Annotated in this window: 10 protein-coding genes; all 10 read left to right on the forward strand. The window is 69.9% G+C overall.

The genetic code is table 11. The features are described from left to right. Positions 1–505 precede the first annotated feature (505 nt). The 10 genes from hutH to nadC all read left to right on the forward strand — a co-directional run bounded on the left by hutH (position 506) and on the right by nadC (position 11,064). The gene (hutH, locus tag J2Z79_RS17955) at positions 506–2,035 is read left to right on the forward strand and encodes a histidine ammonia-lyase (RefSeq protein ID WP_209468278.1); all 1,530 of its coding nucleotides are present in this window, start codon (positions 506–508) and stop codon (positions 2,033–2,035) included. Between the two features lie 72 nt (positions 2,036–2,107). Then, positions 2,108–3,757, forward strand: coding sequence for a urocanate hydratase (gene hutU / locus J2Z79_RS17960; RefSeq protein WP_245302987.1), 1,650 nt, complete (start codon positions 2,108–2,110; stop codon positions 3,755–3,757). 44 nt (positions 3,758–3,801) lie between these two features. Next, positions 3,802–4,701 carry a glutamate formimidoyltransferase gene (gene ftcD, locus J2Z79_RS17965; RefSeq protein WP_209468279.1) on the forward strand — a complete coding sequence of 300 codons (900 nt, stop codon included), beginning with the start codon at positions 3,802–3,804 and terminating at the stop codon, positions 4,699–4,701. A gap of 4 nt (positions 4,702–4,705) precedes the next feature. Further along, positions 4,706–5,983 carry an imidazolonepropionase gene (gene hutI, locus J2Z79_RS17970; protein ID WP_209468280.1) on the forward strand — a complete coding sequence of 426 codons (1,278 nt, stop codon included), beginning with the start codon at positions 4,706–4,708 and terminating at the stop codon, positions 5,981–5,983. Between the two features lie 8 nt (positions 5,984–5,991). Then, positions 5,992–6,639, forward strand: a complete 648-nt coding sequence (locus J2Z79_RS17975; protein WP_209468281.1) for a cyclodeaminase/cyclohydrolase family protein — start codon at positions 5,992–5,994, stop codon at positions 6,637–6,639. Positions 6,640–6,677: 38 nt separating this feature from the next. After that, positions 6,678–8,348 carry a formate--tetrahydrofolate ligase gene (locus J2Z79_RS17980; RefSeq protein ID WP_209468282.1) on the forward strand — a complete coding sequence of 557 codons (1,671 nt, stop codon included), beginning with the start codon at positions 6,678–6,680 and terminating at the stop codon, positions 8,346–8,348. 113 nt (positions 8,349–8,461) lie between these two features. Next, positions 8,462–9,268, forward strand: a complete 807-nt coding sequence (folP, locus tag J2Z79_RS17985; RefSeq protein WP_342589539.1) for a dihydropteroate synthase — start codon at positions 8,462–8,464, stop codon at positions 9,266–9,268. An 8-nt stretch (positions 9,269–9,276) separates the two neighbouring features. Beyond that, positions 9,277–9,642 (forward strand): dihydroneopterin aldolase, encoded by a 366-nt coding sequence (gene folB, locus J2Z79_RS17990; protein ID WP_209468284.1) that lies wholly within the window; start codon positions 9,277–9,279, stop codon positions 9,640–9,642. Next, a complete protein-coding gene (gene folK, locus J2Z79_RS17995) occupies positions 9,639–10,166 on the forward strand; it encodes a 2-amino-4-hydroxy-6-hydroxymethyldihydropteridine diphosphokinase (protein WP_209468285.1) in 528 nt (175 codons plus the stop codon). The genes folB and folK overlap by 4 nt, the downstream gene beginning before the upstream one ends. A gap of 58 nt (positions 10,167–10,224) precedes the next feature. Then, positions 10,225–11,064 (forward strand): carboxylating nicotinate-nucleotide diphosphorylase, encoded by an 840-nt coding sequence (nadC, locus tag J2Z79_RS18000; protein WP_209468286.1) that lies wholly within the window; start codon positions 10,225–10,227, stop codon positions 11,062–11,064. Positions 11,065–11,413 lie beyond the last annotated feature (349 nt).

Here is an 11,413-nt window from a genome sequence, read left to right on the forward strand (position 1 = left end):
TCGCAAGATGGTCGATTGACTACCTGAAAAACCCAATTCGAACGAAAAGGAACGGGGCCGTCCCAGCAGAGCAACCTGCTTTTGGGACGGCCCCCACACCCCTCCCCGTGCTGGTTGGTGCGTGGTTCGCCCCGGAGCGGGCGGGTGAACCGCCCGCTCCGGGTAGTTGTGTTGGTGCCTAGTGGTTCTCACGTTTACAACGTGTTTCGACCCTTCCCCATCGATCGCGACTCGCAGCCCTCTCTTTGGGATCCGGTGTACCTGCGGCGGATTGAGACTGCTCCGAAGCCGCATCCTGCTTGGCTCCCCTGCCCAGGCCTTGTGCCACAAGACCTGGTGCGGTTCTCAAACTACCGAAACTTCATGGTTGAAGCGATGCCGGGAGCGCCCCTGGGACCGTTCTCGGGCCTCGCTCAACCCTCCTTTAACGTGTCAGCGTACTCGTTTGCCTCCCGCGGATGCCGCTTCCTATAATGGTGGCAGGCTAATGCGGGAGGTTTGCTTCATGTCAACAGTCGAACTGGGCGCGCACCTGAGCCTCCCGGACGTGGTGGCGGTTGCCCGGCACGGGGCCCGGGTGGCCCTCACCCCGGCGGTGAGGGAGCAGGTGGCGCGCGGCAGCGCCATGGTGGCGCAGCTGGTGCGCGAGCGGCGGCCCGTTTACGGCATCACCACCGGCTTCGGCAAGTTCAGCGACGTGACCATCTCGGCCGAGGAGACGGCTGCCCTGCAGCGGAACCTGCTGATGAGCCATGCCTGCGCCGTGGGCGACCCCCTGCCCGACGAGGTCGTGCGCGCAATGCTGCTCCTGCGTGCCCATGCCCTCTCCCGCGGCCATTCGGGCATTCGTGTGGAGACCCTCGAGCTCCTGATCCAGTTCCTCAACATTGGCCTGATCCCCGTGGTGCCCGAGCAGGGATCGCTCGGCGCCAGCGGGGACCTGGCGCCTCTGGCACACATGAGCCTCCCCCTGATCGGTCTGGGTGAGGCCTTTTTGCGCGGTGAGCGCATGTCCGGTGCGGAGGCCCTGGAGCGGGCCGGCCTCCAGCCCGTCACGCTGAGCGCCAAAGAAGGGCTCGCGCTCATCAACGGGACGCAGGCCATGACGGCCATCGGGTGCCTGGGCGTGCATGATGCCCAGGTCCTGCTGAAGAGCGCGGACATCGCGGCGGCGCTGACGGCAGAGGCCCTGGGCGCCATCCCGGCGGCCTGGGACCCGCGCATCCAGGAACTGCGCCTTCACCCCGGACAGCAGGCCACCGGCCGCAACCTGCGCAGGCTGGTCGAGGGCTCCCGCCTGGTGAGCCGCCCGGGCCAGGTGCGCACGCAGGATCCCTACACCCTGCGCTGCCTGCCCCAGGTTCACGGCGCCAGCCGTACGGCCATCGCCCACGTGGCGCAGGTGGTAGAGTGGGAGGTGAACGCCGTCACCGACAACCCGCTGCTCTTCCCCGACGAGGGCGAGGTGATCTCGGGCGGCAACTTCCACGGTCAGCCGGTCGCGCTGGCCATGGACTACCTCGCCATCGCCGCGGCGGAGCTGGCCGACATCGCCGAGCGGCGCATCGAGCGCCTGGTCAACCCGCAGCTCTCGGGCCTTCCGGCCTTCCTGACCCGCAACGGGGGGGTCCACTCCGGGCTGATGATCACCCAGTACACCGCCGCCTCGCTGGTCAGCGAGAACAAGGTGCTCGCGCACCCGGCCAGCGTCGACTCGATCCCGTCCAGCGCCAACCAGGAGGACCACGTGTCGATGGGCACGACGGCCGCCCGCAAGGCCCGCCAGGTTCTGGCCAACGTGCGGCGCGTGCTGGCGATCGAGCTGATGTGCGCTGCCCAGGCGCTGGAGTTCCGCGGTCCCGAGCGCCTGGCTCCCGCGACCCGCGCCGCCTACGAGGCGGTGCGGCAGCGGGTGGCCCCCCTGGACGAGGACCGGGTGCTGGCTCCCGAGATCGAGCGCCTGGCGGAGATGATCCACAGCGGCGCGCTGGTGGAGGCGGTCGAGGGCGTGGTCGGCGAGCTGGAATCGGCGTAACCCCGGGGGATGCCCGGGTCAGGCAACACTAACGCCGTGTGCAGATCGGGATCAAGATGAGGGGGTATTGGCATGACCCGCACTGTCCGCGCACCGCGTGGCACGGCACTGTCGTGCAAGGGGTGGCAGCAGGAGGCCGCTCTCCGGATGCTGATGAACAACCTGGACCCGGAGGTGGCCGAGCGCCCGGAGGACCTGGTGGTCTACGGCGGCAGGGGGAAGGCGGCCCGCTCCTGGGAGGCCTTCGACGCCATCGTCGAGGCGCTGCGCAACCTCGAGGACGACGAGACGCTGCTGATCCAGTCCGGCAAGCCGGTGGCGGTGTTCCGCACGCACCGGATGAGCCCCCGGGTGCTGATCGCCAACTCCAACCTGGTGGGCCACTGGGCCACGTGGGAGCACTTCTGGGAGCTTGAGCGGAAGGGTCTGATCATGTTCGGCCAGATGACGGCCGGCTCCTGGATCTACATCGGCACCCAGGGCATCCTGCAGGGGACCTACGAAACCTTCGCCGAGGCCGCCCGGCAGCGGTTCGGCGGCACCCTGAAGGGGCGCCTGGTCCTCACCGCGGGACTCGGCGGCATGGGCGGCGCACAGCCGCTCGCGGTCACGATGAACGAGGGCGTGGCCGTCGTGGTCGAGGTGGACGAGGCGCGCATCCGCCGGCGCCTGGAGCACCACTACCTGGACCGGATGGCGCACACGCTGGACGAGGCCCTGACTCTGGCCAACGAGGCCCGGGCCAAGGGCGAGCCGCTCTCCATCGGCCTGTTGGGCAACGCCGCCGAGATCTTCCCCGAGTTCGTCCGCCGCGGGATTACGCCGGACGTGGTCACCGACCAGACTTCGGCGCATGACCCGCTGAACGGGTATGTCCCGGCCGGCCTCTCCCTGGCCGAGGCGGTGGCCCTGCGCCAGTCGGACCCCGACGAGTACATCCGGCGGGCCAAGGCGTCCATGGTGACTCACGTGCAGGCGATGCTCGACCTGCAGAAGGCGGGCGCGGTCGTCTTCGACTACGGCAACAACATCCGGCAGCAGGCCTTCGAGGAGGGGCTGAAGGACGCCTTCGCCTTCCCGGGCTTCGTGCCGGCGTTCATCCGCCCGCTCTTCTGCGAGGGCAAGGGCCCGTTCCGCTGGGTGGCGCTCTCGGGCGACCCCGAGGACATCTACAAGACCGACCGGGCCATCATGGAGCTGTTCCCCGAGGACAAGTCGCTGCACCGCTGGCTCCAGATGGCCCAGAAGAAGGTGCACTTCCAGGGCCTGCCGTCGCGCATCTGCTGGCTGGGCTACGGCGAGCGGGTGAAGGCCGGCCTCAGGTTCAACGAGATGGTGGCCAGCGGCGAGCTCAAGGCGCCGATCGTCATCGGCCGGGACCACCTGGACGCCGGGTCGGTCGCCTCCCCCAACCGGGAGACGGAGGGCATGAAGGACGGCTCCGACGCGATCGCCGACTGGCCGCTGCTGAACGCCCTGGTCAACACCGCGGCCGGCGCCACCTGGGTCTCCATCCACCACGGCGGCGGTGTCGGCATCGGCTACAGCCAGCACGCCGGGATGGTCGTGGTGGCGGACGGCACCCCCGAGGCCGGGGAGCGGCTGGAGCGCGTGCTGACCACCGACCCGGGCATGGGCGTCGTGCGCCATGCCGATGCCGGGTACGAAAAGGCGATACAGGTGGCCAAGGAGCGGGGCATCCGCATTCCGATGCTCGGGTAGCCAGGGTCCCATGCATCACGGCTCACATGGGAGGAGCATGTGCGATGAACCCGAATGCGCTCGTTCAGTGTGTGCCGAACTTCAGCGAGGGGCGGCGGCCAGAGGTGATCGAGGCGATCGCCGGCGCCATCGCGGCCCAGGGCGTCCGGGTGCTCTCGGTGTCGGCCGACGCAGACCACAACCGGTGCGTCATCACCTTCGTCGGCGAGCCCGGGGCGGTGGCCCAGGCGGCCATCCGCGGCGCCGAGGTGGCCATGCGGCTGATCGACCTGAACCAGCACCGGGGCAACCACCCCCGCATGGGCGCCGTGGACGTCATCCCGTTCGTGCCCATCTCGGGTTGCGACATGGCGGACTGCGTGGCCCTGGCCCGCCGGGTGGGCGAGGCCCTGGGCAACATGGGGCTGCCGGTCTTCCTCTACGAGGAGGCGGCCACCCGGCCTGACCGGCGCAACCTGGCCGACGTGCGGCGGGGCGAGTTCGAGGGCCTGCGGGAGCAGATCGGCGTCGACCCGGCGAAGAAGCCCGACTTCGGTCCCGAGAAGATCCACCCCACCGCCGGCTGCACCGCCGTGGGCGCCCGCATGCCGCTCATCGCCTTCAACGTCAACCTCGGCACCTCCGACCTCTCCATCGCCAAGAAGATCGCCAAGGCGGTGCGCGGCTCCAGCGGCGGGCTGGTGCACTGCAAGGCGCTGGGCATCCCCCTGGCCGACCGCGGCCAGGTGCAGGTCAGCATGAACATGGTCAACTACAAGGAGACCCCGCTGCACAGGGCCTTCGAACTGATCAAGCTGGAGGCCGAGCGCTACGGCGTGCCCGTGGTGGGGTCGGAGATCGTCGGCCTGGTGCCGGTGGACGCCCTGGTGGGCGTGGCCCGCCACTACCTGCGGCTGGAGGGCTTCAAGAGCGACCAGGTGCTGGAGAAGCGGCTGGTGGAGTGATGGTATGACCACCGTTGACCTCTTGATCGTGGGGGCGGGCGAGCTGGTGACGATGGCCGGGGGCCCCCGGCGCGGCGCCCGCCTGAAGGACCCGGCGGCCATCCCCGGCGGCGCGCTCGCGGCCAAGGACGGCCGGATCGTCGCCGTGGGCCTGGCTGACGAGGTGCTGGCCGCGGTCCGGACCGGTCCCGACACCTGCGTGATCGACGCCCGTGGGCGCGCCGTGATCCCGGGCTTCGTCGACCCGCACACGCACCTCTGCTTCGCCGGCGACCGGGCAGAGGAGTTCGCGCTGCGGCTCGGTGGCGCCACCTACCAGGAGATCGCCGCCCGGGGCGGGGGAATTCTGAACACCGTCCGGGCGACCCGGGAGGCCAGCCAGGTGGAACTGGTCACCCTGGGCCTCCGGCGTCTGGACCAGCTGGCCCTGGCCGGAACCACCACGGTGGAGGTCAAGTCCGGCTACGGACTGACCACGGAGCACGAGCTGAAGCAACTGAGGGCGATCCGCGAGATGGACCGCCGCCACCCGCTCACCGTGGTGCCCACCTTCATGGGCGCGCACGAGGTTCCGCCCGAGCACCGCAGCCGGCCGGAGGCGTATGTCGACCTGCTGGTGGAGGAGATGCTTCCAGCAGTGGCCGCCGAGCCGGGCCTGGCCCGTTTCGCCGACGTCTTCACCGAGAGGGGCGTCTTCTCCGTAGCCGACTCCCGCCGGATCCTGCAGCGGGCGAAGGAGCTGGGGTTCGGCCTGAAGGTGCACGCCGACGAGCTCTCCGATCTGGGCGGGGCCATGCTGGCGGCCGAGATGGGGGCCATCAGCGCCGAACACCTGCTGCACGCCTCCGACGAGGGGCTGCGGCGGCTGGCCGAAGCGGGCACGGTGGCCGTCTGCCTCCCGGGCACCTCGTTCTGCCTGATGAACGCACCGTACGCCCGGGCGCGGCGCATGGTGGAGCTGGGCTGCACGGTGGCCCTGGCCAGCGACTACAACCCCGGCTCCTGCCCGGCCTACTCGATGCCCTTCATGATCACCCTCGCCTGCATGCACCTGGGGCTCGACCCCAGCGAGGCGCTGGCGGCGGCGACGATCAACGCCGCCGCGGCGATCGGGCACGAGTCCGAGGTCGGCTCGCTGGAGGTGGGCAAGCTTGCAGACGTGGTGATCCTGTCGAGCCCGACCCACCGGCACATCCCCTACCACATGGGGATGGGCGTGGTGGCGCAGGTGGTCAAGCAGGGGCGCCTGATCGTCGATGACGGAAGGATACTCAGGAGGTAGTGCAGCGGATGCGAACAGGGGAACAGTCGATCGCGGCGTTCTGTGACCAGCTGGCCGCCGCCACGCCGGCCCCCGGCGGCGGGGCCGCGGCCGCCGTGGCCGGTGCGATGGGAGCCAGCCTCGTCTCCATGGTGGGCGGGCTGACCCGCGGGCGTGAGAAGTTTCAGGCGGTGGAGGAGGAGATGGCCGCGGCGCAGGAGGCGGGGCGGAGGGAGCGCGATGTGCTCCTCGCCCTGGCCGACGAGGACCAGGCGGCCTTTAACCAGGTGATGGCGGCCTTCGCCCTGCCCAAGTCCACGCCGGAGGAGAAGGCCGAGCGGCAGCGCGCCGTGCAGGCCGCCTACCAGGAGGCCACCCGGACCCCGCTGGAGACCATGCGGCACTGCCTGGCGGTGATGCGCCACGCCCTGGCGGTCGTGGAGAAGGGCAACCAGAACGCCGTGAGTGACGGCTGCGTCGGCTTCCTGCTGGCGGATGCCGCCTTCGAGGGAGCCTTGTGGAACGTGGCGATCAACCTCGGATCCATCAAGGACGGCGCCTTCCTCCAGGAGGTCCTGGGGGAAGTGGCGCGCATGCGGAGGGAGCGGGAGGAGGTGCAGCAGGCTTTCCGCGGGTTGGCCCCGGATCCCGTGACCCGGTTTCTGAAGCAGCAGTAGGCGTCGTGACGAAATGTCCAGCGGAGGAGGTAGGGACCTTGCTGTCGGACATCGCAATCGCGCAGCGTGCACGCCTTGAGCCCATCACGAAGGTCGCGGAGCAGATTGGCCTTGGCCCCGACGATCTGGAACTGTACGGCAAGTACAAGGCCAAGGTGGCCTCTCATGTCTGGAAGCGGGTGAAGAGCAACCCGGACGGCCGCCTGATCCTGGTCACGGCCATCAGCCCGACGCCGGCCGGTGAGGGCAAGACCACCGTGACGGTGGGCCTCGGGCAGGCGATGGCCCGCATCGGCAAGCGGGCTGTGATCGCCCTGCGGGAGCCCTCGCTGGGGCCTGCCTTCGGCGTGAAGGGCGGGGCGGCCGGCGGCGGCTACTCCCAGGTGGTGCCGATGGAGGAGATCAACCTGCACTTCACCGGGGACTTCCACGCCATCACCTCGGCTAACAACCTGCTGGCAGCGATGATCGACAACCACCTGCACCAGGGCAACGCGCTGGGCATCGATCCGCGCCAGATCACGTTCAAGCGGGTCATCGACATGAACGACCGGGCCCTGCGGTCCATCGTGATGGGGCTCGGCGGCAAGAACGGCGGCGTGCCCCGGCAGGAGGAGTTCATGATCACCCCCGCCTCCGAGGTGATGGCGACGCTCTGCCTCGCCGAGGACCTGGCCGACCTCAAGCGGCGCTGCGGCGAGATCATCGTGGGATACACCTACAGCGGCGAGCCGGTCCGGGCCCGCCAGCTGAAGGCGGAAGGGGCGATGGCCGCGCTGCTCAAGGAGGCCATCAAGCCCAACCTGGTGCAGACGCTGGAGAACACCCCCGCCTTCGTCCACGGCGGCCCCTTCGCAAACATCGCCCACGGCTGCAACACGGTCGCGGCGACCCGCCTGGCGCTCAAGCTGGCCGATTACGTCATCACGGAGGCGGGCTTCGGCGCGGACCTGGGCGCGGAGAAGTTTATCGACATCAAGTGCCGCCTGGCCGGCCTGAGGCCCGACGGGGTGGTCGTGGTGGCCACCATCCGCTCGCTGAAGATGCACGGCGGCCTGAAGAAGGACGAGCTGGCCCGGGAGGACCTGGACGCCCTGCGGCGCGGCTCGGCCAACCTGCTCCGCCACCTGCGCAACGTCCGGGAGGTCTTCGGCCTGCCCGCCGTGGTTGCCATCAACCGCTTCGCCGCGGACACCGACGACGAGATCCGCCTGATCAAGGAGCTGGTGGAGGAGGCCGGCAGCACGGCCGTGCTCGCCGACGTCCACGCGCACGGCGGCGAGGGCGGTGTCGAACTGGCCCGCAGGGTAGTCGAACTGGTGGAGGAGCCGAAGGACTTCCGCTTCGTCTACGACGACGACGACAGCCTGAAGACCAAGATCGAGAAGGTGGCGACGCGCATCTACGGCGCCGACGGCGTGGACTTCAGCCGCGAGGCCAGCCGGATGCTGAAGAAGCTGCAGAGCGAGGGCTTCGGCCGTGCGCCGGTCTGCATCGCCAAGACGCAGTACTCCTTCTCCGACGACCCCAAGAAGCTGGGCGCTCCGACGGGCTGGCGGCTCACCGTGCGCGAGGTGCGGCCCAGCGCCGGAGCCGGCTTCGTCGTGGCCATCACCGGCGAGATCATGACGATGCCGGGGCTGCCTCCTGTGCCGGCGGCCGAGGGCATCGACGTCGACGAGGACGGCATGATCACCGGGCTATTCTGATGCGGCAGGTAGAAGCGAGGGCCGGGGCGAAACACTCCCCCGGCCCTGCAGCAGTTGAGGGGTGGGTGAGCGCAGCCATGTGGCAGATTCCTTGCCGGAGGCGCACCCTTGAGGTGGGCCGCCGCACACTGATCATGGGGATTCTCAATGTGACGCCCGATTCGTTCTCGGACGGCGGGCGCTGGGCAGAGCCGGAGCAGGCGGTCGCCCACGCCCTTGAGATGCTGGCGGAGGGGGCCGACATCATCGACGTCGGCGGCGAGTCCACCCGGCCCGGCCACGAGCCGGTGCCGGCGGAGGAGGAACTGCGGCGGGTCCTGCCGGTGATCCGGGCGCTGCGCCGCGCGGCACCGGACGCCCTCATCTCGGCGGACACGCAGAAGGCCGAGGTGGCCGAGGCGGCCCTGGAGGCCGGGGCGGACATGCTGAACGACATCTGGGGGCTTCAGGGCGACCCCGAGATGGTCCGCGTGGCGGCCCGGCACCGGTGCCCGGTGGTGGTGATGCACAACCAGCACGGCACGGAGTACCGCGACCTGATCCGGGACATCACCGCCTTCTTCGAGCGCTCCCTGGAGCTGGTCCGGGAGGCGGGGCTGCCGGAGGAGCTGATCATCCTCGACCCGGGCGTGGGTTTCGGCAAGACCCCGCTGCACAACCTCGAGGTGATCCAGCGGCTGGGCGAGTTCCGCCGGCTGAACCGGCCCCTGCTCCTGGGCACCTCCCGCAAGTCGACCATCGGCAAGGTGCTGGGCGGGCTGCCGCCCGAGGAACGGCTGGAGGGCACCGCGGCCACGGTCGCCATCGGGATCGCGAACGGCGCCGATATCGTGAGGGTGCATGACGTGCGCGCGATGAAGCGGGTTGCGCAGGTGGCGGACGCCATCGTGCGCCCGGGGCGCGGTGGCTTTGAGGGGTGAATGTGCGCTTGGATCGCATCGTGCTGTCGGGCATGCGCTTCTACGCCTACCACGGGGTGCTGCCCGAGGAGACGCGGCTAGGGCAGGAGTTTCTGGTCGATACTGAGCTGTACCTGGACCTGCGCGCAGCGGGGGAACAGGACGATATCCGGCAGACGGTGAACTACGGCAAAGTCTACCGCACGGTGAAGGCGATCGTGGAGGGTGCCCCCTTCCGGCTGATCGAGGCGGTGGCGGAGCGGGTGGCCGCAGAGGTGCTGGAGCAGTACCGCAACGTCAGCGCCGTCACCGTGCGCGTTCACAAGCCCCGTGCCCCGATTCCGGGCGCCTTCTCCGGCGTGATGGTCGAGATCCACCGGAGGCGGGAGCCGTGACCCGCGCCTACCTCTCGCTGGGCGCCAACCTGGGCGACCCTGAGGCGCAGCTGGCCTCGGCCCTGCGGCGCCTGGCGGACAGCCCCGGCAACCGGCTCGTGGGCGTCAGCGGGCTGTACCGGACCAGGCCGCAGGGGATGACGGATCAGCCGGACTTCCTCAACTGTGCGGCCTGCCTCGAGACGGCGGCTGATCCCCACCAGCTGCTGGTCCAGACGCAGGCGGTGGAGTCGGCCCTGGGCCGGGTCCGCACGGTGCGCTGGGGGCCGCGCACCATCGACATCGACATCCTGTTCCACGGGCGCGCCCGGCTGCAGGACGAGCAGCTGACGCTGCCGCATCCCCGCATGGCGGAGCGGGCCTTCGTGCTGGTGCCGCTGCTGGAGGTGTGGCACTCCGGGGACGGCCCGGACGGCATGCAGAGGGGCGACCTGGAGGCGATGCTGGCCCGCCTGCCCGACCAGGGGGTACGCCGTGTGCTGGACGGCGCCTCTTTCCTCCGCGAGATCGAACGGGTAGAATAGAGCAGGCAGTCCGGACGGGCGGGCGCAGCCGGAAGCACAAGGCAAGGAGGTCTGCGGGATGACCCTGAACCCGATCGCCGTCGAGGAACTGGTGCGCAGGGCGCTCATGGAGGACATCGGGCCGGAGGACCGGACCACGTCGGCGGTGGTGCCGGCGGATGCCATCTGCACCGCCGTGGTCATCGCGCGGGACGCCGGCATCCTCTGCGGCCACCCGGTGGCGGAGGCGGCCTTCCGCGCCATCGACGCCTCGCTGCGGTACGAGGCGCTGGTCGGGGAGGGCAGCGAGATCACCGCCGGGCAGGGGGTCGCCCGCATCTCCGGCCGGGCGCGGTCCGTGCTGGCGGCTGAGCGGGTGGCCCTCAACTTCCTGCAGCACATGAGCGGCATCGCCACCACCACCCGGCGCCTGGCGGAAGCCATCAAGTACTACCACGCCCGGCTGGTGGAGAGCCGCGAGACAACCCCCGGCCTCCGGATGATCGAGCGGTACGCCGTGCGGATCGGCGGCGGCCAGAACCACCGGCTCGGACTGGGCGACGCCATCGCCGTCAAGGCGAACCACCTCGCGCTGGCCGGCGGCGTGCGGGAGGCCGTGGTGGCCGCCCGGAAGAGCGCGCCGCACACGTGCCGGGTCTCGGTGGAGGTCCGGACCCTCGAGGAGCTGGAGGAGGGCCTCGATGCTGGCGCCGACATCCTCGTGCTCGTCGACATGGACGCCGAGATGCTGAAGCGGGCCGTCGAGATCACGTCGGGCCGTGCCGTGCTGGAGGCCGCGGGCGTCATCAGCCCCGCCAACCTGGTCGAGGTGGCCAAGACCGGCGTGGACATCATCGCGCTGGGCGCGCTGACGCACTCGGTAACCGCTCTGCCATTTGTTCTCGAGGTCGCACCCTGAGCGCTGCCAGAAGAATCCTGAATGTCTCTGTCGCCACCGTGGCCACGCATCGGCTATAATAGAGGTACAGGAAGGAACCGGATCCCCCAGGGCGGAACGGTGGCGGGCCTTTCCCGCAGAGAGGTGCAAGCAGGATCGGGCTGCCCAGGGGCGGAAGGGACTGTCCGAGTCTTCCCCAACGGAGGTGCTGGGGCTATCGACTCCGAACTGCAAAGCGCTTGGTATGCGGCCCGGGTCGTAGACCCGGGCCGCGCTTCGCGGTGCGCCCAGCATGGGCGCTGACTTGTTGGTGAAAGTCCAATACGGGCGAGGTGGCACCAGCCCGTTAGCCAAAGGCAAGGGCTGCCCA

Origin of the sequence: Symbiobacterium terraclitae (assembly GCF_017874315.1) — a bacterium.
Classification (GTDB): Bacteria; Bacillota; Sulfobacillia; order Symbiobacteriales; family Symbiobacteriaceae; genus Symbiobacterium; species Symbiobacterium terraclitae.